Below are 24,133 nucleotides of genomic sequence, written 5' to 3'. Positions count from 1 at the left end.
CACGCCCGCAAAACCTCCTCCGCGTATCTCCGGACAGGTTCGTGCCCGCTCGGCAGCAGCCGTCAGGAGCGGGGCGAGGGATGCGCGGCCGTGACAGCCGTCCAGATCTGCCGCGCGAGGCTGTCGGCGGAACGGTGGGCGTCGACGGTCAGGTCGCAGGTGTCGCGCAGAGGCTCGATGTGCTGCTCGTGGGCGCTGCGGCGGTGGTTCAGGTAATTGGCCAGAAGGACGTCGAGCGGGAAGTTCCCCTGCAGGCATTTGCGCTGGATCTTGCGGACCAGACGGAGATCGGCAGGCAGGTCCACGAACACGTCGAACCGCGCGCACGGCGTCCCGAGGTCGAGGAGGCGGGCGAACAATCCGTCGACGATGACGACGGCTGAGCGGACCAGCGCGGCATCGGCGTCCCGGGACAGACGCGCGAAGTCCAGGGACCGCGGATCGCCGACGTCGAGCCGCGGGATGCCGGAGTCGTCGGGTGCCCAGATGCCATGCTCGGGCGTCGGGAAGTAGTAGTCGTCGCCGTGGAGTACGTGGACGGACGTCCGAGGAGCGGACGCCGCCAGCGCGGCCGCGAGGGTGGTCTTGCCCGCGCCGGCTCCTCCGGTCAGTGTCACCAGCATGCGATGCATTCTGAACGAGCCCGTATCAAGGGCGTGCACACGATGACGGGCGAGCCGGGCCCGCACAGCAAGCCGGTTGGTCGTGGCCGCCCATGACCGTCCTGATCGTCGGCGGCAGCGGCTTTCTGGGCACTGAGCTCGTCCGGCAGGCGACCTCGGCCGGTCACCTCACGGCCGCAACGTACGCGACGAAACCCGGCGACGCGTCCCACGCAGGCTGGTACCCCCTGGATCTGCGCGATCAGCGGCGCGTGGAAGCTGTCATGGCCGAGGTACGCCCCGACCTCGTCGTGAACGCATCGAGCGGCGGTGCCGACTGGGAGGTCACAGCGACGGGCCCCGTCCGCCTCGCGATGGCCGCGGTCGCGCACGGGGCTCGGATGGTCCAGGTCTCCAGCGACGCCGTGTTCTCCGGCGTCGACGTGCACTACGCCGAGTCCGCCCTGCCCGATCCGATCACCCCGTACGGTGCGGCCAAGGCAGCCGCGGAGACCGGGATCATGGCCGTCCATCCCCGCGCCCTCGTCGCCCGCACCTCACTGATCATCGGCCACGGTCGCTCCGTCCATGAGCGCCTCGTGCATCAACTCGCCTCCGGCGCCGTCGAAGGCGCCCTGTTCACCGACGACATCCGCTGCCCCGTACACGTCGACGATCTGGCCGCCGCCCTCCTCGCATTGGCAACGGGCGACCTGACCGGTACGTGCCATCTCGGCGGGACCGACGCCCTGAGCCGCCACGAACTCGGCACCCTGATCGCCCGGCGCGACGGCCTCGACCCATCCCGGCTCCGCGCCGGCCGACGAGCCGACAGCGCGCACCCGGGCGCACTCGACGTACGCCTGCAGTGCCACGCGACCGAGCAACACCTGCCCACCGCATTGCGCGGCGCCCGCCAGTTCCTGCGCCCGGACGACCGGCCCGGCGGCTGAAGCAGCCACGCGAACGAGACCGACCGGGCCGCCCCGTCACGGGAACGAAGGCCACCTGGCGGCCGCCCCGTCACGCGAACGAAGGCCACCGGTCGGCCGCCCACTCCCGCCAAGTCGTCCATCCGCGAGGCGGGTTGTCGGTCGTCTGCCCGTCGAGCTCCGTCGTATCGGGCTCCTCGAAGTGCGCCCGCCCGTGCAGGATGTCGGCGTCGGAGATCGGCAGCGTCTCCGTCGGGGTGGTCGCCAAGCGCCGGGCGATCCGGGCGCGTTGGGTTTCGGGGTCCACCGGCAGGTAGACCATGCGGAAGGCGGCGTTCTCGGCCTTCGCCAGCCAGTGGATGGCGGACCGCTCGGCGCGGGACCAGCAGCCGTAGTCCACCACGACATCCGTGCCGAGCCGCACCGCCTCCAGCGCGAGCCAGAGCATCCGCCCTTCCAGCACGTCGCGCTTCCCGTCCGCCTCCGCTGTGCCGAACAGCGGGATCATCCAGTCGTCGGGCGTCATGCGCAGCGCGCCGTGCTCTTCGGCGAGCTGCCGGGCCCGTGTGGTCTTGCCGGCCCCGGGCAGGCCGACCATCAGGAACAAGGTCGTCACGTGCCGATCTTGACAGCCCCGGCCTGTGCAGTACACCGAGTTTGACCAGCAGCGTGACGACGTCGGTTCACCTGCTGTCGCTGTCCGCCGTCGGCGCCAGCGCGGCACGCCCCGCCTCCAGACGCGCGACCGGGACACGGAACGGCGAGCAGGACACGTAGTCGAGCCCGGCGGCGTGGAAGAAGTGCACGGACTGCGGATCCCCACCGTGCTCGCCGCAGACACCGATCTTCAGACCGGGCCGGGCGGCGCGGCCCTCGGCGACGGCGAGCTCGACCAGCCGGCCGACCCCCTCCCTGTCGAGCGTCTCGAAGGGTGAGGCGGCGAAGACACCCTTGTCGAGATAGGCGGAGAAGAACGCCGCCTCGACGTCGTCGCGGGAGAACCCCCACGTGGTCTGGGTGAGGTCGTTGGTGCCGAAGGAGAAGAACTCCGCCTGCTCGGCGATCCGTCCCGCCGTCAGGGCCGCCCGCGGCAGTTCGATCATGGTGCCGACCGGACAGGAGACGGGGATCCCGGATTCCTCGCTGACCTGGGCGAGTACGCGCTCCACCTCCGCGCGCTCGATGCGCAGTTCCTCGACGGCGCCCACCAGCGGCACCATGATCTCGGCGCGTGGGAAGCCGCCGGCCCGGGTGCGTTCGACGACCGCCTCCGCGATCGCCCGTACCTGCATGGCCACGAGACCGGGGACCACCAGACCGAGGCGGACCCCGCGCAGCCCGAGCATCGGGTTCTCCTCGTGCATATGGCTGACGGCGTCGAGGAGTTCGACGTCGTGCGGGTCCGCCGACTCGCCGCGGGCCTCGGCGGATGCGACCCGCACGGCGAGTTCGGTGCGGTCCGGCAGGAACTCGTGCAGGGGCGGGTCGAGCAGCCGGATGGTGACCGGCAGACCGTCCATCGCCGCCAGAATGCCGATGAAGTCCTGCCGTTGCAGAGGCAGCAGAGCATCCAGCGCGCGGGCGCGCCGCGCGTCCGACCCGGCGAGGATCATTTCCTCGACCAGCTTGCGGCGCTCGCCCAGGAACATGTGCTCCGTACGGCACAGACCGATGCCCTGGGCGCCGAACCGGCGGGCACGGGCGGCGTCCTCGGGGGTGTCGGCGTTGGCGCGCACCTCCATCCGCCGTACGCCGTCGGCCTGTTGCAGGGCGCCGGCGACAGCGCGTACCACCGCAGCCGCCTCGCTCTGGTCGCCGCTCTCCAAGTAGTGCATGACCTCGGACGGGATGAGCGCGGCCGCTCCCGGGTACACGGCGCCCGCCGAGCCGTCCACCGAGATGAGCTCGCCCTCTTGGACGACGGTGCCGTCGCGCGTGGTGAACCGGCGCGCACTGGTGTCGACGGTCAGCTCCTCGGCGCCGCACACGCAGACCTTGCCCATGCCGCGGGCGACGACCGCCGCGTGGCTGGTCTTGCCGCCCCGGCTGGTCAGCACGGCCTGAGCCGCGACCATGCCCGGAAGGTCGTCGGGGGTGGTCTCCTGCCGTACCAGCACGACCTGCTCGCCGGCCGCTGCGCGCCGTACGGCCTCGGCGGAGTCGAAGACCACCGCGCCCACCGCGGCGCCCGGCGAGGCGGGAAGCCCGCGCGCGAGGACCTCTCCCGTGGCACGGGGGTCGAAGCGGGGGAACATCAGCCGCGCCAGACCGTCGCCGCTCACCCGGGCCAGGCCCTCCTCGGCGGTGATGAGCCCTTCAGTGACCAGCTGGGCGGCGATCGCGAACGCCGCCTCGGCGGTGCGCTTGCCGACCCGGGTCTGCAGCATCCACAGCGTCCCGCGTTCGATGGTGAACTCGACGTCGCACAGGTCCCGGTAGTGCTGCTCCAAGGTCCGCAGATGGGTGCGCAGCAGCCGGTACGAGCGTGCGTCCAGGCGCTCGAGCTCGGCGAGCGGCACCGTGTTGCGGATGCCCGCGACCACGTCCTCGCCCTGGGCGTTGGACAGATAGTCGCCGTACAGGCCGGCTCGGCCGGTGGCCGGGTCACGGGTGAAGGCGACCCCGCTGCCGGAGTCCGGCCCGAGATTGCCGTACACCATGCGCTGCACGGTGACCGCGGTGCCGAGGTCCTCCGGGATGTGCTCGCGCCGCCGGTACAGGCGGGCCCGCTCCCCGTTCCAGGACTCGAAGACGGCCACAATCGCCCGGCGCAGCTGTTCCGCGGGGGACTGCGGGAAGTGTTCGCCGGTCTGCTCGTGGATCAGTTTCTTGTACGTGTCCACGAGTTGGGCCAGGTCGCCGGCGTCGAGGTGGACGTCGTCGGGGACGCCCCGGCCGGCTTTGAGCGAGGCCATGGCCTGCTCGAACAGGGCCGAGTCGACGTGCATGACCGTGCTGCCGAACATCTGCACAAGACGGCGGTAGGAGTCCCAGGCGAAACGCTCGTTGCCGGAGGTCTTGGCAAGGCCCTGCACGGAGTCGTCGTCGAGGCCGACGTCGAGCACCGTCTCCATCATGCCGGGCATGGAGAAGCGGGCCCCGGACCGTACGGAAAGCAGCAGCGGATCGTCGGGCTGTCCCAGGCGCCGCCCCGCGGATTCCTCCAGCGCGGCGAGGTACCGGGCGACCTCACCGGACATGCCGTCCGGTGCGGCGCCGGTGGTGAGGAAGGCCCGGCAGGCCTCGGTGGAGACGATGAATCCCGGCGGCACCGGCAGACCCAGCCGGGTCATCTCGGCCAGGTTCGCCCCCTTGCCACCGAGCAGGCCGGCCAGTTCACGGCCGCCCTCGTGGAAGTCGTACACGTAACGGACCATGACGCTGGACTCCTCAGCTGGGCACTGCGGCGCCGGCCGTACTCGGGACCGGCGCCCGGATTCAGGTGTAGATGATCTGGCTGCCGGCCGCGCGCTCGTAGAACTCGCCGACCGTGATGACGCCCTGGACCTGTTCGACGAGATCGTTCCGCTCGAGTCCGAAGAGATCGACCGAGGCCTGGCAGGCGTAGATGCCGGCGCCGGTGTCGGCGATCATCTCGATGAACTCGGGGATCGGCGGGATGTCGAGCCGGTCCATCTTGCGCTCCATGACGCGCGTGACGAGGTCGGGCACGCCCGGCATACCGCCGAGCAGCGTCGGCAGATGCAGGCCCGGGTTGCCGACGGTGGCGAGTTTGATGTGCTCCCAGCGCTTCTTCGTGATCGCGTCCAGACCGAAGAAGGTGAAGAACAGATCGGCCTCGATGCCCTCGGCCCGGGCGCCGTTGGCCATGATCAGGGCGGGATAGATGCCTTCGAGGGACCCCTTGGAGACGATGATCGAAACCTTCTCGATGGTCGCCGCCGGGGCGGGCACGGACGGTGCTGCCGGGGTGCTTTCCGGCGCAGTCGTCGTGGCGGTCGCGACCTTCGTACGGGTGTCGGACATGGCGGGCACGCTCCTTCACAGGCAGCCGCGGGGTTTGGGAATGCCGGCGATCCTCGCCGCGGTCTTGGCGGGGCCCTTGGGGAAGAGCCGGTACAGCTCCTTGACGCCGACGCCGGAGGTCTTGCCGAGGATGCGGACGGTGGGCCCGGTGCCCTTGACCTCGTACTGGGCGCGCATGAAGCGGATCACGATCCAGTGCCGGTCGGTGAGCGTGGCGATCCCGTCCTCGCGGGCGATCTGCTCGGCCATCGGCTCGGTCCACCGTCCGGGGTCGGTGAAGAAGCCCTGGTCGTCCACGGGGACCGTGGTGTCGTCGTAGGTGGCGGTGGGCATGGGTCTGCTCCTCACATGTCAGGTGCGGACGCGTTGCTTGCCGTGCTCGGGCATCTGCCCGCCGATACCGGGCAGTTCGCGCCCGGGCAGCAGGCTGTGCCAGTAGAACCACTCGAAGGCGAGCTTCCCGAGGTGGTTGGCGTAGGACTCCTTGAGCAGCGGCAGCCCGACCGTGGCAGGGAAGTGCCCCGGCAGCGGTTCGGTGTCGTAGTTGAAGTCGATGAGCAGGGCTTTGTGGAAGCCGGTTTCGACGAAGCAGTTCGTGTGACCGTCGAAGAATCCGTCCAGCGGCTGTCCGCGCAGGAACCTGCCGATGTTGTGCGTGAGGGTCTCGCCCTCGAAGTGGGCGACCGAGCCGGCCTTCGACGCGGGCAGCCCCGCCGCGTCGCCGATCGCGAACACTTCGGGATGGTCGCGGTGTTGGAGGGTGCGGCGATCCACGGGCACGAAGTCGAGTTCGTCGCCGAGCCCGGGGGAGCGGCCCACGTACTCCGCGCCGCCGTGCAGCGGAACCACCACCGCCAGGTCGTAGGGCAGTTCGCGCCCGTCGTACGCCACCAGCCGCCCGCCTCGGCCGTCGACCTCGCCGAGGTTGAACTCCGTGACCAGCTCGATGCCCTTGCGCTCGAGGAGTCCGCCGAGCACCTTCGCGGCGACCGGCTTGGTGAACGCGCCGTCCAGCGGGGTGGCGTAGGTCAGCTGCACCCGGTCACGGCTGCCGCAGCGCCGGAAGTACCAGTCGGCCAGGAAGGCGAACTCCAGTGGTGCGACCGGGCACTTGACGGGCAGATCGGCCACGTCGATCACGATGCGTCCGCCGTCGAAGCGTTCGAGGGCGTGCTGCAGGCCGACCGCGCCCGGCAGGTCGTAGAAGGTGAAGACGTTCTCGCCCCAGCCGCTTCCGGTCAGGCCCTCGGTCTCCTCCGGAAGGAGCCGGGCGCCGCTGGCGACCACGAGGACGTCGTACGACAGTCGGCGGCCGCCGGCGAGGCGCACCGTCCGCGCGGCCGGGTCCACCTGCTCGATGCGGGCCTGCAGGTAGTCGATCCCGGAGTGCAGCTGACGTGGCCGGGACCGCACCAGATGGTGCGGCTGGGCGAGCCCGAACGGTACGAACAGCAGGCCCGGCTGGTAGACGTGGTCGTCATCCTGGTCGACGACCGTGATCCGGTACTCGTCCGCGCCGGGCATGCGCCGCAACCGGTTGGCGGTCAGCGTGCCGGCGGTACCGGCCCCGAGAATCACGATGTGGTGTCCCATGTCTCCACTGTCCGCGGGCAGTTGGGCGAGAGGCAGGGACCGCTGGTCCCGGCTCGGGTGGCCACCAGGGGTAGACCTTTCGCCGTTGGCGCGGGGGAGCGAGACGCAGGGGGCGCACAAGCAGGTGCAGATGAGGGGGTGTTGGGTTCTCCAGGTGCCGAACGGCCCGCAGCGGCGCCGACCGGTCCCCGCCGCGCACCGGCCCGCGGGGCCGAAGCGCCCGACCTGCCGGGCCGGTGGACCCTGCTTCGCCCACGGCGCCGAATCGGCCGCACAGCGCCGACTCACGGTTGCTAGACAGGGATCACAGCCACCGTGCGGGCAACGAGGACCGGGCACGAGGCCGACCCGAAGGAGAACGGTATGACGACCGACAGCGGGAACCAGTCCGAGACCGCCACGCCGGTAGGCCTGCGCACCGACGGTCACGTGGACGCCGAGACGCTCGCCTACGCGCGCCAGAAGATCGACGCCGCTGTGGACCGGCCGGGCCTGCCCCGGGCCACCGGCGAAGCTCGGATCGCACAGGCCGCCGCCCACCACGAAGGCCGGCCGTGGAAGGCCACCGCCGATCTGCGGTTCGGCAGCAGGACGGTCCTTGCGACGGCCGAGGCCGCCACCGGCCGCGAGGTCGTGGACCTGCTCCAGGACCGGCTGCGGCGGCAGATCGACAAGGCCGTGCACGCCGCGACGCAAGGCCGCAGGGCGACGGCCCCGCCGTGGCGCGGTGGCAGCGCGTCGGTTGCTGCCTCGGCGGCCCCGGACGAGCCGCAGGCCTGAGCCGCGTATTGCCGAACTGCCGCACACAGCCGAACATCCGCACATCGGCCGATGCCCGTCCGGAGGGGGAAGCAGTCCCATGAGTCCCAAGCCGGGCGGGCACGCCCTCGATTGGCGCCGCCTGGTGCCGGGGCTCGCCCCACTCACCGGCTACCGCCGCTCATGGCTGCGGGGTGACGCGTACGCCGGAGTGACGGTGGCGGCGTACCTCATGCCGCAGGTCATGGCGTACGCAGTGGTGGCCGGCCTGCCGCCGGTCGCCGGACTGTGGGCCATCCTGCCCGCGCTCGGTGTGTATGCGCTGCTGGGCTCGTCCAGGCTCCTCTCGGTCGGGCCGGAATCGACGACCGCCCTCATGACGGCCGCCGTGATCGGCCCGCTGGCAGCGGGCGATCCGGGCCGGTACGCCGCGCTGGCCGCCACGCTGGCGATCGCCGTCGGCCTGCTGGCCGTGCTGGCCTGGGCGGCACGGCTCGGCTTCGTCGCCGATCTCCTGTCCCGGCCGGTCCTGGTGGGCTATCTGGCCGGCGTGGCCTGCATCATGATCGTGGACCAGCTGCCCAAGCTGACCGGGGCCGGCGCCGGGTCCGGCAGCGGGTTCTTCCCCCAACTCTGGTCCTTCGTCAGCGATCTGCCGCAAGCACGGCCGGCCACGGTGCTCTTCGCGGCCGGCGCCATCGCCTTCGTCCTCGTCCTGCCGCGCTTCTTCCGCGCCCTGCCTGCGCCGTTGCTCCTCGTCGTGCTCGGCACCGTCGTGAACGTGACCTTCGACCTCGACGACCGGTACGGCCTGAAGGTGATCGGCGCCGTTCCCTCAGGACTGCCGGGGTTCGCCCTGCCGGGCCTGAGCGATCTGCCGGAGCTGCTGGTGCCGGCGCTGGGCATCCTCGTCGTCGGCTACACGGACTGCATCCTCACCGCGCGAGCGTTCACCGACCGCAACGGGGGAGACGAGCTCGACGCCGACCGCAACAAGGGTGGCGGCCTCGACGCCCCCCGCGCCAAGGCCGACGAACTCGACGCCAATCAGGAGCTGTTGGCGCTGGGCGCCGCCAACCTCGGCGCGGGGGCGCTGCACGGATTTCCCGTGAGCAGCAGCGCAAGCCGTACCGCGCTCGCCTCCTCGACGGGCGCCCGCAGCCAGGTGCACTCGCTGGTCGCCGGCGCCCTCGTCCTGTGTGCGCTGCTCTTCCTCAGCCCGCTGCTGACCCGCACCCCGGCAGCGGTCCTGGGCGCGCTGGTGGTGTACGCCGCCGTCCGCATGGTCGACCTGGCCGGCTTCAGGCGGCTCGCGTCGTTCCGCCGCAGGGAGTTGCTTCTCGCGCTGGGATGCCTGGGCGCGGTGCTGGTCCTGGACATCCTGTACGGAGTGCTGGTCGCGGTCGGTCTGTCGGTGGCCGAGATGCTCCTGAGGGTGGCGCGCCCGCATGACGCGGTGCAGGGGCTCGTCCCGGGCGTTGCCGGTATGCACGACGTGGACGACTACCCCGACGCCCGCATGATCGAGGGCCTGCTCGTCTACCGCTACGACTCCCCGCTGTTCTTCGCCAACGCTGAGGACTTCCGGCGCCGGGCCTTGGCCGCCGTGGACGAACAGGCCGGCCCGGTGCGCTGGTTCGTCCTCAACGCCGAGGCCAACGTGGAGGTCGACATCACAGCGCTCGACGCGGTCGACGCGCTGCGAGCCGAAATGGCCCGCCGCGGCATCGTGTTCGCGATCGCCCGGGTCAAACAGGATCTGCGCGTGGCACTGGACGCATACGGCTTGACGGACTCCATCGGCAGCGACCTGATCTTCCCGACGCTGCCGACGGCCGTCGCCGCCTACCGCCGCTCGGCGCCGTCGGCCTGAGCGGACAACCGCGCCCGAGACGCGTGCAGCCGGTGGGCGACCACCCGTCCGACCCAGCGCGCGACCGCGCGGTCGAAAGCGGGATCCGCGACGCACAGGGCCCGTACCGCGTCCGCGTCGAACTCCCAGGCCTGCACGGGGTGAGTGATCGTGGCGCCCAGCTTCCACACATGCGGAGCGAAGTACCAGGAGCAGCCGACCAGTTCACCGTGACCGAGGGACTCGATGACGGTCGCTCCATGACCGGGCCGACGCAGGTCGAGATCGACCACACCGGTCCGTACGACCCAGAACCTGTCGGCCGGCTGTCCCTCCTCGAACAGCCGGGTGCCCGGTGTGAACGCGACCTCCCGGGCGCACCCCATCAGCCGGTTGCGGTGCTCGGCCGGCAGGACCGTGGCCAAGATGGTGACGTGCGTCATCGCTGTCTCTCCCCTCGCTCCTGTCGCTCCCCGTGGTCCTGTCACGCCGCTTGGTGACGCCTCTTCGGCGGTCCGTCCGGCGCTGTCCGGTAGCGGGCCGTCGGCGGTGCGTCGCAGGACCCGACGCGGGACACTTGAAGTGTTCGGACTCTTCCGTCAGACGGTGGACCGGTTCGCCGTGCGGCGGCAGGTCCTTGACGTCCTCGCCCGAGGGCCGACCGGCCCTGTTCGGCAACGCGGCGGACTCGTACGGCCGAGGCGTGGACGCTTCGGCCGCGTCGGGGGCCGTTCGGCCCGTGGCGCGGCGGCCGTTCCTCTCCGCAGGCTGGATGCCCAGCGCAGCGCAGGGGCCGGTGGGCCCCGACTTCGAGGAGACCGACGCCATGAGCGAAGCCGTCACCGACTCCATGACCACCGGGGCACCGGGCACCGTGCCCCGTCCCGCCCTGCTGACCTTCCTGGGCGGCGTCGGCACGGTCACCGGCAGCAAATTCCTCGTCGAGAGCGACCACGCCCGCGTTCTGGTCGACTGCGGGCTCTTCCAGGGCCTCGCCGACCTGCGCAGGCGCAATTGGCGCACGCTGCCGTGCGACGCCGGCGACATTCACAGCGTCGTCGTCACCCACGCCCACCTGGACCACTGCGGATACCTGCCGAGGCTGGTCCGGCACGGCTTTCGCGGACCGATCGTGACAACGCCGTACACCGCACGCCTGATGGAGATCGTGCTGCGCGACAGCGCCCGGCTGCAGATGGAAACCGCCCAGCACGCCAACGAGCACGGCTGGTCCAAGCACCGCCCCGCACGTCCGCTGTACGACGACTCGGACGTGGACCGCACACTGAAACTGCTCGACCCCGTGCCCACGGACACGCCCGCCGACATCGCCACCGCAACCCGGCTCACCCTGCACTCCGCAGGACACATCCTCGGCTCGGCCTGGGCACACCTGACCCTGGAGGACGGGCACACCCTGGCCGTCAGCGGAGACCTCGGCCGCCCCGGCCACCCTCTGCTGCGCCCGCCCGTGCCGTTCTCCGGCGCGGACGTCCTGCTCGTGGAGTCGACGTACGGCAACAGGCGCCACGAAGAGGAGACGGCCAGGGACAACTTCGCGGACGTCCTCGGCCAAGTCCTCGCCCGAGGCGGCACCGTCGTCATCCCGGCCTTCGCCCTGGACCGCACCGAGATCGTGCTGCACGAACTCACCCGGCTGCGCCGCAACGGCCGCCTGCCGGCCGAGGTCCCGGTCTACGTCGACAGCCCGATGGCACTGGCCGCGCTGGACGTCTACCGGGACGCCATCCTCGCCAAGGCCCCGGAGCTACGCCCCGAGATCACGGCCGCGGGCACGGCGGCGCTCAGCCCGGAACCCTTCCTTGCCGTCCGGTCGATCCAGGAGTCCATGGACATCGCCAAGGCAGCCGGACCGGCCGTCATCGTGGCGGCCTCCGGCATGGCCACCGGCGGACGCGTACTGCACCACCTGCGGCGCCTGCTGCCCGACCCGCGCAACGCGGTGGTCGTGGTGGGCTTCGCGGCGCAGGGGACACGGGCCAGGGACCTCGTCGACGGCGCCACCGTACTGAAGATGTTCGGCGAGTACGTCCCGGTGCGGGCCACCGTCGCCAACGTGCCGCATTTCTCCGCCCACGCCGACGCCGCACAGACCGTCGACTGGCTGCGTGCTGCTCCCGCCCCGCACACCACCTACCTCGTACACGGAGAGCCCCTGGCCGCCGAGGCCTTGCGCGACCGCATCGACGAAACCCTGGGCTGGACGGCCGTCGTGCCGCGCTCCGGCGAACACGTCCTCGTCCGCTGACACATGGCGAACCCGGCGCCGGTCAGTACTGTGACGTGATCACACAGAGGGGGCTGTTGGTGAAGTTCAGCGACTGGTGCGCGGGTGTCTGGGTTCTTGTCCTGTTGTTCGCCACCGGCTGCAGCTTCGGCCCGGCCGAGACGGACCCCGCCCCTACGCCGACATCTGCCGTATCGCCCTCACCCTCCTCACCATCCGCCTCTGCCCCACCGGCGCACGAGAGCGCGGCCCCCGCCCTGGACGCCACGGTCTCGAAGCTCGACGACCGTCAGTGGGAGGGCATGGTCACCGCCGGAGCCTGGCGCCCGGAGTGTCCGGTGGGGCGAACCGAGCTGCGCCGGCTGGAGATGAACCACTGGGGCTTCGACGGAAAGATTCACCGCGGCGCCCTCGTCGTCCGGGACGATGTGGCGGACAGCCTGGTCCGTGTCTTCACCGACCTGTTCGAGCACCGATTCCCCATCCGCCGTATGGAGCCCATCGAGGCATACGGCGGAGACGACGACGCCTCGATGCGCGCCGACAACACCTCCGCCTTCAACTGCCGCCGACAGGGCCAGGCGAACGCCCCCTCCACGAAGTCCCCGCACGCCAACGGCCGCGCGGTCGACATCAACCCGATGGAGAACCCATGGAGGGACGGACGCTGCGACTGCTGGCAGCCGAGCGCCGCACACAGCAGCCGCACCCCGGGCCGCGGCAAGATCCTCGAAAACGGCCCGGTCTGGCGGGCGTTCACCACCGAGGGCTGGATCTGGCAGGACATCTCCACAGCGGACTACCAGCACTTCGACACCGGCTACCCCTCCCGCCCGCTGCGCTAGCGGTCGCCCTCCGGCCGTCAGCCGGGCGTGTCCTGCCGGCCGAAGACGTGACCGAGCCAGCCGGGGGAGGCCGTGGTTCCGGCGCCCGCGGCAAGGCACGACGGCCACGACACGCACGCGGCTCGATCCGACCGTGCCCCGAGCGTTGTCGGCTCTCCGGCCCGAGAGCCGACGTGCCCGACCGTTCGCAACACGGCCGCGGGCGATCGCACCTCGCACCCCTCGGCGCCGAGCCGACGACCGTTCCCGTACCGTGCTGCGCATGACCGACGATCAGGACCGCCGCGACCTGATTGCTGTCTGCTCAGCCGCTGCGACCGGTTACGTCCTGCAGGTGCGACGCGCGGATGAGGAAGGGGTGCTCGCGGAGAAGGACCTGTCGCACTGGCCCGACTATCCCGCCTTCCCGTTCGATGCCGCGCATGCGGCGGGCCGAGAGCTTATTCGCCTCGGCTACATGATCTGGCCCGACACCGTCCTGCCCGCGGTTGCCGGGGCTGTTGTCGGGTGGCGGCACGATGTGGACCAGCGGGCATGGGTGGCTCAGGTCGGTTCCGTCGAGCAGTTGCGCGCTGCCGGCATCTGAACGCAGTTCGTGCCTGCGTCGAGGAACGGGCCGAGGCGGCCGCTACACGGACCGCATAGCCGATGTCACCAGGGATCTGGCCAGTACTGGCGGCGGAGCAGTCCTCAACGTGAGCGCGGCAGAGCTTGGGTTTGGCTGCAGTGATGGCTGTCGGTGTGGGGGTCCGGCGAGGTCCGAGTCGTGGTTCAGGGCCGCTGCAGCCAGGTCATCGAGGCGATCACCAGGGCTTCTACGCCGGTGCTGAGGGTCGGCTCGATCACCGGAGCGAAGTGCGGCGAGTGGTTGGCGGGCAGCTCGTCGATGTTCCCCTCCAAGAATGCCTTGACGGCGGTTTCCTGCGCGAGGCCGCCCCAGAACCAGAACACGGTCGGCACGCCGAGCACGTCACCGAACACCCCGACGTCCTCGCTGGCGTTGGCCGGCGGCATCTCGTGCACCCGGTCCTGACCGAAGTAGGCGGTGAACGCCGCCACCGTCTTCTCGGTGCTGTCGGGATCGCTCACCAGTGCCGGGAAACTGTCGAGCCACGTCAGCTCGGGCTCCTTCACCGCGGCGCCGGCCTGGCATTCCGCCCGTACGATCCGCTCGATCGCCGCCTGCACCAGGGCTCGGACCTTCGGGGTGTGCGTGCGGATGTTCACGCCCAGCTCGGCGTGGTCCGGAATGATGTTGTCCTTGGTGCCGGCCTGCAGCCGACCTACGGTGACCACGGCGGTCTCGGCCGGCGGGACTTCGCGGGCGACGATGCCCTGAAGCCGCGTGACGATGTGCGCGGCCGTCACCACGGGGTCGATGGCCGCTTCGGGACGGGACCCGTGACCGCCGCGACCGTACAGGGTGACGTCCAACGAGTCCGCAGCCGACATCACCGGGCCGGTGCCGTATCCGATGAACCCGGCGGGCAGCGGCGCCACGTGCTGGCCGAGCACGATGTCCGGCTTGGGGAAACGCTCGAAGAGCCCGTCCTCCACCATGCCCCGCGCGCCGCACCCGAGTTCCTCCGCGGGCTGGAACACCACGAGCAGGGTTCCGCTCCACTCCTGGCGTGCGGACGCCAGGAGCATGGCGGCGCCCACCAGGCAGGCGGCGTGCATGTCGTGTCCGCAGGCGTGCATCACCGGTACGTCGCGGCCGTCCTGGTCCACACCGCGGGCCGTGCTCGCATACGGCAGACCGGTCTTCTCCTCCACCGGCAGAGCGTCGAAGTCGGCCCGCAGCATCACCACCGGCCCGTCGCCGTTGCGCAGCACGCCGACCACGCCGGTCGTCCCGACCTGCTCGGCGACCTCGTCGAACCCGTACTCCCGCAGCATCCGCGCGAGCACAGCCGCCGTTCTCGTCTCCTGCAGCGACAGTTCCGGATGCTGGTGAAGGTCCCGGTAGAGCCCGGCCAGCCGCTCCCGGATTCCGCTCAGGCCCGCAATCACCGCTTCTGCAGCCACGCCCAGCCTCCGTTTTCCACCGATTTCGCACACCGTAACGTCGGGAAGCGACCGGTGCACTCCGGCCCGGCCGCCCGCGACCTGGCCTGTCCGTATGGGCGGGAGCACGATGGCACAGGGCCGGGCCGCGCGGGCACGTGGCACAAGGCCGACGAGCGGAAGCGGCAGAGACGGGCGGGGAGGGAAACGGGGTATGGACGATCGTTCACTGGCCGGGGATGAGCCCGAACACGAGATTGCCTTCCGGACTTTGGTCTGCGTGGTGTGGTCGAGAGTGCAGGAGGCCGTTGCCCTCGACGTACGGACCGAATCTGCCTGGGCGGACCTGTGGCGCCGTGCGACCGGCAACCAGTCGGCGTCCGCGCCGGCGCCCGGGGTCGACTGGTCCAGGGACTTCGTGCTGTTTGTCGCTACGGGGGAGCGCCCCTCGACCGGCTACCGGGTGGAGATTCGCCGCGTGGTCCGGCGTGGCCGGGTGATGCACGTATACGTGGTGGAGTCGGTGCCACCGCCGGGGGCTGTGACCGGCTGTGCGATCACGAACCCCCTGCATGCGGTGGCGGTTCCGTGGGCTCCGGACGGGGTGGGTTTCCGGTTCCACATGGAGCGCGAAGCGTCCGGGTACGGGGCGGAGACTGACGGCCCGGCCGAGTGACCGCGGCGCCCGCCCCCGCTCCGAGCCGTGCCGGCCGGTCAGTCGCGGTCGGCCTCGGGCACGAAGAAACTGTCGTGATCGACGAGGAACTGTGCGAACTCCTCGCCGCCGCGCTGGGCCACCTCCGCCACCTGCTCGAAGTAGGCCTCGCGAGGCGCACCTGGTGAGAACAGCAGCAGCATCGAGGACAGCTCGTCGGAGTCGTTGCGGAACGCATGCAGCCCGCCGACGGGGACGTACAGGAAATCGCCCTGCCGCGCGGTCACCCACTTCTCACCGTTGAACAGACCCACTTCGCCGGAGAGCACGAAGAACGACTCCGAGATGGAGCGGTGGAAGTGCGTCTTGGGGCCGGGGGCCTTGGGGCCCAAGTCGACCTTGTACAGGCCGAATTCGCCACCGGTGGTGGCGTGGGTGGCGAGGTAGTGCGTGCGGTTCCCGCCCTTGCCGACCAGTTCCGGCTCGTGGTCGGCGCCGCGGAAGACGGCGTTGACCTCGCCTTTTTCGCCGAGGTAGCGGGGCTCGGGATAGGACATCTGCTTCTCCTCGCGGATGGCGTGTGTCGGGCACCTGACAGCTTGATCGACAGTAGTGGAGAGTCTGTCTCGTGCCCGGGCCTTTGCTGTACGGGATGCGATCGACGAGACGGGGAAGTCGAGGACGTCGTCTGTCAGGCCGCCTGGCACGGCACACCGCCTCGCCGCCGTCGCGGGAGAGCGTCGGGACTTCAGGTAGTCACGTCCGCAGCCGACTGGGCCGGGATCAGAGAGACCGCGAGGATCGTCGCACGCGTGATCAGCCCCGCGAGCAGAATCGTGCCGAAGCCTTCGACCTGCATCTCTGCCACCTTCTCGCCCATCCACGAGAGCAGCCACCAGATCAGCGCGTCCTGCACGAACCCGGCGAGGCCGAAGGCAAGCAGCATGGGGGCCGGAACACGGGCGGTGGGTCCGACGTAGATGAGCTGGGTGAGGACCACGATCACGGCGGTGGCGACCAGTAGGGACATTGCCACATCGACGGACTCCTCACCGAGGGTGATGCCGGGCAGCACGGCCCCGGCGATACATACACCTATGAGAGCGCCCAGCTTGCGTCGTCCGCTTATGTCAGCCATAAGCGGGACTCTGCCACGAGTGGGGCGAGGGTGTGGAAGGGCTGACGGGATCGAAGTGAACAGGAGGTGCCAATTCCCGGGTTCGGGGGTCTTGTTGTGCTGCGTTGGTGCTGAGCGGGGGCGTTACCGCAGCGTGCGGCTGCCGACGGGAAGCATCGGCGCCTGCAAGCCTGCAAGCCTGCAAGCCCGCACCGGATCCGCCGTACGCGCCTGCACCGGGAACTGCCGATCGCCCCTCACCCCAGCAGGTCGGGTGAGCGCAGCATGGGTGCCGGGATGGTCCAGGCGTCCACGAGGTCCACTGCGATGGCCCGGACTTTGCGGCACAGGTCGTTCACTTCGCGGTGGATGGCTTTGGAGCGTTGGGCGGTGAGGCGGCCGTGTTCCATGAACCAGGCGCGGTCGTTCTCGATGGTGGACAGGGCGAACAGGTCGCACAGCAGTCCCAGGGCCACCTTCTCGTCCCCGTCCGGGAGCTGACGCATCCGCTCGACGAACGCTTCGAGGACCAGCCGTTCGACGTGCGCGGACGCCACCGCGATCACGTGATCCTGGACCTGGGAGAAGACGGCGCCGGGCTGCCCGCCCTGGTCCATGCCTCGCTTGAGACGACGCGCGAGACCGGCGAGCATGTGCTCCTCGCGGAAGCGGAGCATGGCGAGCTGGTACTCCGAATCCAGCAGCCCGGCCTCCTGGTCCCACTGATCGCCGCCGGGCAGCAGGTCCCGCACCCGTTCCAGGAGTTTGTGCACCGAGGCCTTCTCGATGATCGTGTCGAGGGCGAGAGCGGTGACGTAGCGGACCATGCCGCGCTGGTCCAGGTTCTCGAACTCGCTGGCGTGATGGGTGAGCAGGCCCTTCGTCACCAGCTGCAGCAGCACATGGTTGTCGCCCTCGAAGGTCGTGAAGACGTCGCTGTCGGCCTTCAGCGCGGCGAACCTGTTGATCGCCAGATACCCGGCGCCGCCGCACGCTTCGCGGCATTCCTGAATGGTCCGGGTGGCATGCCAGGTCCCGAGCGCTTTGAGGCCGGCCGCCCGCGACTCCAGTTCGCGGCGGGCGAGGTCGTCCGCCTGCGGGCGGGAGAAGACCTCGTGCAACTGGGTGCGTACGACGTCCTGGGCGAAGTGCAGCGCGTACGTCCGCGCGAGCAGCGGCAGCAGTCGGCGCTGGTGCGTGCCGTAGTCGAGCAGCAGCTGTTCCTCGCCGTCCGCTGCGGCCGTGAACTGCCGCCGCCGGGAGGCATATTTGACGGCGATCGTCAGCGCGACCTTGCTCGCGTTGACGGCCGCGCCGGCGACGCTCACCCGGCCCTGCACCAGCGTGCCGAGCATCGTGAAGAAGCGCCGGCCCGGATTCTCGATCTCGCTGCGGTACGTGCCGTCGGCGGTGACGTCGGCGAACCGGTTGAGCAGCGCTTCGCGCGGCACGCGCACCTGGTCGAACCAGATCCGTCCGTTGTCCACGCCGTTGAGGCCCATCTTGCGCCCGTCGTCCTCGATCCGTACGCCCGGCGCCGGCGCCCCGTCGATACGGATCGGCACCACGAACGCGTGCACGCCCTCCTGCCGGCCGCCGACCTCGAGCTGCGCGAACACCACAGCGAGCTCGGCATGCCGGGCGGCGTTGCCGATGTAGTCCTTGCGCGCCGCTTCCCCGTCCGTGGTGATCACGAACTCCGCGCTGTCCGGGTCGTAGCGGGCCTGGGTGCGCAGCGCCTGTACGTCGGAGCCGTGCCCGGTCTCCGTCATCGCGAAGCACCCCATCAGCTCGCCGGTGATCAGGCGCGGCAGATAGGCCTCGTGATGCCGCTCGGTGCCCAGATGCAGGATCGCCCCGCCGAACAGCCCGAACTGCACACCCGTCTTCACCAGCACCGACAGATCCCCGAAGGCCAGCGTCTCGAATGCGGCGATCGAGGCCCCGACATCCCCGCCACCCCCGTAGGCCTGAGGAAAACCCATCCCGGTCTGCCCGGTTGCCGCCATCTCCACGACGACATCGCGCACCCGGTCACGGAACGCGTCCAAGCCGAGCCGCTCGGCGTCCTCGAGCACCTCCGCGTGTTGCGTCAGATTCGCGCGGACCAGATCACGGATCTCGCCGTATGCGCCGTCGAGGAGCGCGGCAAGCGCCTTGACGTCGATGGAGGGCTGCACATACCCGTTCGCCGGCGCTTCACTGTCGTTGACCATGAGGCCCGGCTACCCGACCCCACGACGCTCGAAGCACACCGGGCCGATGATCGGTCCGCCCGGGTGAGCCGTTTCATCCCGGGCGCGGCAGGTGGCCGCGCTGTCACCGGGGTCGGCGAGCTCCCGCACCGTTCCGGCCCCGGCGGCCTGGGGGCGGCCGGGGATCCCCTCGTTGAGGACGGGCGGCCGATCGGGTGAGCAAGCGCATCCCGGGTGCGGCCGGAACGTTGGCAAAGCGTCGCTCATAGGGGCGACGAGGCTGTCGTGACCTGGAGACATCGTGCGCAGAACCACATTCGCTTTCCTGCTGTCCGGGGCGATTCTCGCTGTCCCTGTGCCCGCGGCCGCGGACTCTCCGTCGTTCACGTTGGTCTACTCGGCGCCTGAGCTCTCGGAGGACATCTCCGAGGTGACCTGGGCCTGGACGGTCACCAACACGGGTAAGGCAGCGGCCGGCAACGTCGTGGTCCGGCACACCCTTGAGCCCGTCGGCGCCGAGATCCTGTCGGTGGGGGACATGTGCTCACCGCCTACGAACAGGGGAGTCACCTGCAACCTGGGCACCCTGGCCGCAGGCGGACATCACGACGGAACACTGGTGGTCAAGCTGCCGCCGGAGGCGCGCAAGGCCGCGATCAGCGGAACGGTGACGGGGGTCGGGCAGCCGACCACGCCGGCTTGGCGATCCCCTCAACCCGCCTGTGCTGACGGACCGGTCCAGGCGGTGGGCGGCTGGTAGCCCACGGTCGGGAGGAGACGTGGCGGGGGCGCGGGACGGGAGTTGAGCAGGTGCCGGCACAGGGCGTTGATGATGGCCTCGCGGTCCTCGGGGGTGGAGTTCGGGGTGAGGATCGTCAGCTCGGCACGCAGACGGGCGCTGAGGATGTTGATGCTGGTCATCGGGGGTCCTTCGGAGTCACCTGCGTCCGTGGGGGCGCAGGGATTCGTCGCGATGGTCACAGCGGACTGATGCTGTGCTTGCGGTTGCTGACCTGGGCGCGCTTGCTGCGCAGGGTGGTCAGGGATTCGGCCAGGATCCGGCGCGTGTCGCGGGGGTCGATGACGTCGTCGACGTAGCCGAGTTCTGCCGTGTGCAGCGGGTGCATCAGGCGGTCGCGGTACTCCTGTGCGTAGTGGGCGTGGGCCGCCGCGGTGTCGTCGGCCGCTTCGATCGCGCTCCGGAAGACGATCTCCGCCGCGGCTTCCGGGCCCATCACGGCCACTTCGTTGGTGGGCCAGGCCAGGGAGAGGTCGCTCCCGATAGCAGGTGAGTCCATGACGATGTACGCGCCGCCGTACGCCTTGCGGATGATGATCTGGATACGGGGCACCGTGGCGGCACAGTAGGCGTGGAGGAGTTTCGCGCCGTGCCGGATGATGCCGCCGGACTCCTGGTCGGTGCCGGGCAGGAAGCCCGGGACATCCACCAGGGTGATCAGGGGGACGTGGAAGGCGTCGCACAGCCGCACGAAGCGCGCGGCCTTCTCGGAGGCGTGGATGTCCAGGACACCGGCAAGGTGTGCGGGCTGGTTGGCCACGATCCCCACGGTCTGGCCGCCGATCTGGGCCAGACCGCACAGGATGTTGCGGGCCCATGTCTCGTGCACCTGCATGAAGTTGGCGTCGTCGACGATCTCCTCGATCACCTGGAGCATGTCGTAGCTGCGGTTGCCGTCGGTGGGAACCAGGTCGGTGAGCACGTCGTTGCGCCGGTCCACGGGGTCCTGGCAGAAGTATTCGGGCGCGGGCGACTGGTTGTTGTGCGGAATGAAGGAGATGAGCCGGCGCACCTCGTCCAGGCAGCTCTCCTCGTCGTCGTACACGAACTGGGCAAGACCGGACACGGATCCGTGCAGGTCGGCGCCGCCCAGGTCCTCCATGGTCACGTCCTCGCCGGTGACCGCTTTGACGACGGCGGGGCCGGTCAGGAACATCTGGCCGACGCCGCGCACCATGAAGACGGCGTCGGTGAGCGCGGGCGAATAGGCGGCGCCGCCGGCGCACGGGCCCAGGACGACGCTGATCTGCGGGATGACCCCGGAACTGCGGACGTTGCGCAGGAAGATCCCGCCGTAGCCGTTGAGTGCGGACACGCCCTCCTGAATTCGGGCGCCCGCCCCGTCGTTGAGGCTGATCAGTGGTGCACCCGCCGCCTCGGCGAGATCCATGACGCGATGGATCTTGGCCGCGTGGGTGGCGCCGAGCGAGCCGCCCATGATGCGGAAGTCGTGGGCGTAGACGTAGACCGTACGGCCGTGGATGGTGCCCCAGCCGGTGACGACGCCGTCCGAGTGCGGCCGGTGCTTTTCCAGGCCGAAGCCCGTGGCCTGATGCCGGCGCATACCTTGCATCTCTCTGAACGACCCTTTGTCCAAGAGGAGTTCGAGACGCTCATGGACGGTGAGTTTGCCCCGACGGTGCTGACGTTCGGCTGCCGCCTCTCCGCCTGCTTCGCGCACGGAGTCCTTCAGCCCCCGCAGCGCGGTGCACCGCACCTCGAGGGACCGGTCCATGAGCCCCTCGGGAAGGGCGGAAGCGGCTGCTGAATGCTCGGCGAGTTCTGACATCGCGGATCCTCTCGGGACGCCGGGTCGCGGCGGCCTGCCGGATGGGGCCGCCGCGACCGATGGACAAGCGGCTCAGGCGTTGCTCGGAGCGACCTGTGTGAGGGAGGCGAGCAGGTTGGGGGTGTAGATGTTCTCCCAGTGCTCGGTGGCCTTGCCGTCCTCGAACCGCCACACGCCGCAGAAGGCCTGGGCGAACGGAGTGTCGCCGAAGCGCCCTTCCAGCCGGCCGAGCACCGTGCCGAAGTGATCGTTGGCCGTGATGTCCTGGACGTTCATGACCAGCGTGCCGCCGGTGGCCGCGAGGAGTTCGCGCTCCCATTCGACGACAGCCGCGCGGCCCACCTGGTCACGGGAGGTGGGATCGACATCCCGGATCGCCGGATGCAGGACGACGTCCTCGTGCACGAACTCCCCGATCCGTGCGAGATCCGCGTACAGCTCGCGCAGCAGGAGGGCGTTCGGATGCATTCCGGTGCCGTTCCCCGCGATGGGTGTGCTGTTCATGGGTGTCTTCCTTTCGCCGAGGTCAGGCGGCTGCCGGTTCCGGACGCCACACGGGGACCTGGGCCGCGTCGACGGCGGCCGTGATGGCCTCCATGTCCGTTGTGGTGAAGTGCAGTTCGGCAGCCTTCATGTTGCCTTCGAGGTGCTCGATCGACGTGGTGCCGGGGATCAGCAGCGTGGCCGGCGAATGGTGCAGCAGCCAGGCGAGGGCCAGCTGTGCGGGTGTCGCCCCGTACTGCTGGGCGATCGGCCGCAGCGGACTGTCGGGCCCGACGAGCCCGCCGTGGCCGAGCGGGAACCAGGGGATGAAGGCGACGTTGTGCTGCTCCGCATGGCGGACGACATCCTCGCCGGCGCGGTCGACGATGTTGTACATGTTCTCGACTGCGGTGATCTCGGCGTGGGCGTTCGCGTGCGCGAGATCGTCGAGCGTGACACCCGGCTGCCCGGACAGGCCGATGTGGCGGATCTTGCCTTCCTGCTGCAGCCGTACCAGCTCACCGAACTGGTCGGCGATCGGAACGGTGGGGTCGATGCTGTGCAACTGGTACAGGTCGATCCGTTCCACGCCCAGGTTGCTGAGGCTCAACTCGACCTGCTGGCGCAGGTATTCGGGCCGACCGCACGGGACGATGTACGGCGCCCCCTTGTCCTCGAGCCAGTCGTCGCGACCCGAGCGCAGGAGTCCGCCTTTGGTCGAGATGATCAGGCCCTCGGGGTAGGGGTGCAGGGCTTTGCGGATGATTCGCTCGTTGTCGCCGGGCCCGTACGAGTCGGCGGTGTCGATGAAGGTCACGCCGAGCTCCACCGCGCGGCGCAGTACGGCGACCGCCTGGTCGGGGTCGTCGGGCGGACCCCACATGCCATGGCCGGTCAGATGCATGGCACCGTAGCCGAGCCGGTCGACCACCATGTTGCCGCCAATGGTCAACTGCTGCGGGTTGTACGGGGTGTTGGTGGGCATGCTGATTTCCTTTCGGTGGGGGTGTGGCGGATGACGGCAGGCGAAAGCGCAGGCGTACGGGAGGTCGCAGCGCGAGAGGGAGGGGCGCGCTCGGGGGCCGACGGCGTGTGCGAGCGCAGGCTCAAGGACGGCAAGCGGCAGCAGTCCGGATCGCGGGATCTTGACGTAGCCGCGGGGAGCGCCTGAACAGCCGAAGGCTCATCCCAGCCAGGTGCCGAGCGTGATTTCGGCGGTGATTCCTGGGCCGAAGCCGGCGATGAGACCGCGGGCTCCGACGGGCACCGTGTCGGTGCGGTAGAGGCGCCGCAAGGCATCCAGCACCACGGCGGACGCGATGTTGCCGTGCTGAGTGAGAGTGGCCCGGCTGCAGGCGAACATGTCGGGCGCGACGTTCGGGAAGCGCGACAGATCGTCCAGGATGCGCGGACCTCCGGCGTGGATGACGTAGAAGTCGAGGGCCTCCGCGTTCCAGCCCTCCTCGGCGGCCACTTCCCTTAGGGAAGGCGCCAGTTGCTCCATGGTGCCCGGCACGCGCCGGTCGAGCAGGAAGTGGAATCCGGTGGCTTTCACGGCGTACGCGATCCAGTCCTCGGTGTTCGGCACGAGCCGTGAACCGTTGCGCTCCAGACGTACTCCGCGGTCGCTTTCCGAGCGGACCACCGCCGCGGCCACCGCGTCTCCGAACAGGCCGTTGCAGAGCAGATTGCCGACGGTGATGTCGTCGGGCTGGTAGCACAGCGAGCAGAACTCGCAGGCCACGATGAGGGCATTGGCGCCCGGGTGGGCGATGCAGAAGTCGTGCGCCCGGTTGATGGCTGCCCCGCCGGCCGCGCAGCCGAGCTGCGCGATGGGCAGCTGCCGGGTATCGGACCGGAACCCCAGATTGTTGATCATCCAGGCGGTCATGGACGGCATCGTGAACCCGGTGCAGGACACGAAGATCAAGGCGTCGACCTGGTCGGCAGGCAGATCCGCCTCCGCCAGGGCCTGGGCGACGACGGCCGGTATGCGTGCCTTGGCCTCCCGCTCGTACACCCGGTTGCGTTCCTCGAGGCCGGGATGGTGCAGGGTGACCTCGATGGGCTGCACCAGATGCCGGGTCTGCACTCCGGTGTTCGTGATGAGTTTCAGCGCGAGGGGGAGTTCATCGTGATCGGCACGGATGCGTTGGGCCAAGTCGAGCGTTTCGTCGAGCGTGATGATGTGCTCGGGGACGCTTACGGCAGGGCAGCACAAAACAGGCATGCGATTCCTTCCGGGGGTCTCTCCGCACCAGCGACGGTCG

The 24,133-nt window shown here is 70.0% G+C and carries 24 protein-coding genes; 8 read left to right on the top strand and 16 right to left on the bottom strand.

The genetic code is table 11. The annotated features are described in order from the left end of the window. Positions 1-62: 62 nt before the first annotated feature. On the bottom strand, positions 63-623 hold the full coding sequence (locus H9Y04_RS24895; RefSeq protein WP_187816244.1) for a uridine kinase family protein: 561 nt from the start codon (positions 621-623) through the stop codon (positions 63-65). 92 nt (positions 624-715) lie between these two features. Here H9Y04_RS24895 and H9Y04_RS24890 point away from each other — a divergent pair, with 92 nt between their 5' ends. Next, positions 716-1,555: an SDR family oxidoreductase gene (locus H9Y04_RS24890; RefSeq protein ID WP_187816243.1), complete on the top strand. Its 840-nt coding sequence runs from the start codon at positions 716-718 to the stop codon at positions 1,553-1,555. Between the two features lie 70 nt (positions 1,556-1,625). On the opposite strand, the gene H9Y04_RS24885 is transcribed toward H9Y04_RS24890, so the two are convergent. The 5 genes from H9Y04_RS24885 to sqr all read right to left on the bottom strand — a co-directional run bounded on the left by H9Y04_RS24885 (position 1,626) and on the right by sqr (position 7,114). Continuing rightward, on the bottom strand, positions 1,626-2,150 hold the full coding sequence (locus tag H9Y04_RS24885; RefSeq protein WP_187816242.1) for a P-loop nucleotide/nucleoside kinase family protein: 525 nt from the start codon (positions 2,148-2,150) through the stop codon (positions 1,626-1,628). Positions 2,151-2,217: 67 nt separating this feature from the next. Beyond that, on the bottom strand, positions 2,218-4,911 hold the full coding sequence (ppdK, locus tag H9Y04_RS24880; protein ID WP_187816241.1) for a pyruvate, phosphate dikinase: 2,694 nt from the start codon (positions 4,909-4,911) through the stop codon (positions 2,218-2,220). Positions 4,912-4,972: 61 nt separating this feature from the next. Then, positions 4,973-5,521 (bottom strand): DsrE/DsrF/DrsH-like family protein, encoded by a 549-nt coding sequence (locus tag H9Y04_RS24875; protein WP_187816240.1) that lies wholly within the window; start codon positions 5,519-5,521, stop codon positions 4,973-4,975. Between the two features lie 15 nt (positions 5,522-5,536). Beyond that, positions 5,537-5,854, bottom strand: coding sequence for a TusE/DsrC/DsvC family sulfur relay protein (locus H9Y04_RS24870; protein ID WP_187816239.1), 318 nt, complete (start codon positions 5,852-5,854; stop codon positions 5,537-5,539). A gap of 18 nt (positions 5,855-5,872) precedes the next feature. Then, positions 5,873-7,114, bottom strand: a complete 1,242-nt coding sequence (gene sqr, locus H9Y04_RS24865) for a type III sulfide quinone reductase, selenoprotein subtype (RefSeq protein WP_187816238.1) — start codon at positions 7,112-7,114, stop codon at positions 5,873-5,875. Between the two features lie 363 nt (positions 7,115-7,477). Here sqr and H9Y04_RS24860 point away from each other — a divergent pair, with 363 nt between their 5' ends. Together H9Y04_RS24860 and H9Y04_RS24855 are read left to right on the top strand one after the other, a co-directional pair. Further along, positions 7,478-7,894, top strand: coding sequence for a hypothetical protein (locus H9Y04_RS24860; protein ID WP_187816237.1), 417 nt, complete (start codon positions 7,478-7,480; stop codon positions 7,892-7,894). Between the two features lie 79 nt (positions 7,895-7,973). Beyond that, positions 7,974-9,746, top strand: a complete 1,773-nt coding sequence (locus H9Y04_RS24855) for a SulP family inorganic anion transporter (protein WP_187816236.1) — start codon at positions 7,974-7,976, stop codon at positions 9,744-9,746. Here the strand turns inward: H9Y04_RS24855 and H9Y04_RS24850 are convergent. Continuing rightward, entirely contained in the window at positions 9,719-10,168 is a 450-nt protein-coding gene (locus H9Y04_RS24850; protein WP_187816235.1) for a Crp/Fnr family transcriptional regulator, read from the bottom strand. The genes H9Y04_RS24855 and H9Y04_RS24850 overlap by 28 nt on opposite strands. A gap of 329 nt (positions 10,169-10,497) precedes the next feature. On the opposite strand from H9Y04_RS24850, the gene H9Y04_RS24845 reads away from it, so the two are divergent. The 3 genes from H9Y04_RS24845 to H9Y04_RS24835 all read left to right on the top strand — a co-directional run bounded on the left by H9Y04_RS24845 (position 10,498) and on the right by H9Y04_RS24835 (position 13,404). Continuing rightward, the gene (locus H9Y04_RS24845; RefSeq protein WP_236071357.1) at positions 10,498-11,994 is read left to right on the top strand and encodes an MBL fold metallo-hydrolase RNA specificity domain-containing protein; all 1,497 of its coding nucleotides are present in this window, start codon (positions 10,498-10,500) and stop codon (positions 11,992-11,994) included. Between the two features lie 35 nt (positions 11,995-12,029). Beyond that, on the top strand, positions 12,030-12,818 hold the full coding sequence (locus tag H9Y04_RS24840) for a M15 family metallopeptidase (RefSeq protein ID WP_308801086.1): 789 nt from the start codon (positions 12,030-12,032) through the stop codon (positions 12,816-12,818). Between the two features lie 262 nt (positions 12,819-13,080). Then, positions 13,081-13,404, top strand: coding sequence for a hypothetical protein (locus H9Y04_RS24835; protein WP_187816234.1), 324 nt, complete (start codon positions 13,081-13,083; stop codon positions 13,402-13,404). 185 nt (positions 13,405-13,589) lie between these two features. On the opposite strand, the gene H9Y04_RS24830 is transcribed toward H9Y04_RS24835, so the two are convergent. Further along, on the bottom strand, positions 13,590-14,852 hold the full coding sequence (locus H9Y04_RS24830) for an amidohydrolase (RefSeq protein WP_214661598.1): 1,263 nt from the start codon (positions 14,850-14,852) through the stop codon (positions 13,590-13,592). Positions 14,853-15,039: 187 nt separating this feature from the next. Between H9Y04_RS24830 and H9Y04_RS24825 the strand changes: the two genes are divergently transcribed. After that, complete coding sequence (locus tag H9Y04_RS24825) at positions 15,040-15,501, top strand: protease complex subunit PrcB family protein (protein ID WP_187816232.1); 462 nt, start codon at positions 15,040-15,042, stop codon at positions 15,499-15,501. A 38-nt stretch (positions 15,502-15,539) separates the two neighbouring features. Here H9Y04_RS24825 and H9Y04_RS24820 read toward each other — a convergent pair whose 3' ends face one another. From H9Y04_RS24820 to H9Y04_RS24810, 3 genes are all read right to left on the bottom strand, one after another. After that, positions 15,540-16,037, bottom strand: a complete 498-nt coding sequence (locus H9Y04_RS24820; RefSeq protein WP_187816231.1) for a cupin domain-containing protein — start codon at positions 16,035-16,037, stop codon at positions 15,540-15,542. A gap of 191 nt (positions 16,038-16,228) precedes the next feature. Beyond that, entirely contained in the window at positions 16,229-16,618 is a 390-nt protein-coding gene (locus H9Y04_RS24815; protein WP_187816230.1) for a phage holin family protein, read from the bottom strand. A gap of 236 nt (positions 16,619-16,854) precedes the next feature. Beyond that, positions 16,855-18,813, bottom strand: a complete 1,959-nt coding sequence (locus H9Y04_RS24810) for an acyl-CoA dehydrogenase family protein (protein ID WP_187816229.1) — start codon at positions 18,811-18,813, stop codon at positions 16,855-16,857. A 280-nt stretch (positions 18,814-19,093) separates the two neighbouring features. On the opposite strand from H9Y04_RS24810, the gene H9Y04_RS24805 reads away from it, so the two are divergent. Continuing rightward, positions 19,094-19,552, top strand: coding sequence for a DUF11 domain-containing protein (locus tag H9Y04_RS24805; protein ID WP_187816228.1), 459 nt, complete (start codon positions 19,094-19,096; stop codon positions 19,550-19,552). On the opposite strand, the gene H9Y04_RS24800 is transcribed toward H9Y04_RS24805, so the two are convergent. The 5 genes from H9Y04_RS24800 to H9Y04_RS24780 all read right to left on the bottom strand — a co-directional run bounded on the left by H9Y04_RS24800 (position 19,504) and on the right by H9Y04_RS24780 (position 24,093). Beyond that, the gene (locus H9Y04_RS24800; protein WP_187816227.1) at positions 19,504-19,713 is read right to left on the bottom strand and encodes a hypothetical protein; all 210 of its coding nucleotides are present in this window, start codon (positions 19,711-19,713) and stop codon (positions 19,504-19,506) included. The two genes, H9Y04_RS24805 and H9Y04_RS24800, sit on opposite strands and share 49 nt — an antisense overlap. A gap of 56 nt (positions 19,714-19,769) precedes the next feature. Then, a complete protein-coding gene (locus H9Y04_RS24795) occupies positions 19,770-21,326 on the bottom strand; it encodes an acyl-CoA carboxylase subunit beta (protein ID WP_438818147.1) in 1,557 nt (518 codons plus the stop codon). Between the two features lie 126 nt (positions 21,327-21,452). Beyond that, a complete protein-coding gene (locus H9Y04_RS24790) occupies positions 21,453-21,884 on the bottom strand; it encodes a nuclear transport factor 2 family protein (protein ID WP_187816225.1) in 432 nt (143 codons plus the stop codon). A 22-nt stretch (positions 21,885-21,906) separates the two neighbouring features. Further along, complete coding sequence (locus H9Y04_RS24785; protein ID WP_187816224.1) at positions 21,907-22,848, bottom strand: aldo/keto reductase; 942 nt, start codon at positions 22,846-22,848, stop codon at positions 21,907-21,909. 198 nt (positions 22,849-23,046) lie between these two features. Next, a complete protein-coding gene (locus tag H9Y04_RS24780; RefSeq protein ID WP_187816223.1) occupies positions 23,047-24,093 on the bottom strand; it encodes a type III polyketide synthase in 1,047 nt (348 codons plus the stop codon). Positions 24,094-24,133 lie beyond the last annotated feature (40 nt).

The organism is Streptomyces polyasparticus, from assembly GCF_014493765.1.
Classification (GTDB): Bacteria; Actinomycetota; Actinomycetes; order Streptomycetales; family Streptomycetaceae; genus Streptomyces; species Streptomyces polyasparticus.
This window is presented reverse-complemented; position numbering and strand designations above follow the sequence as displayed.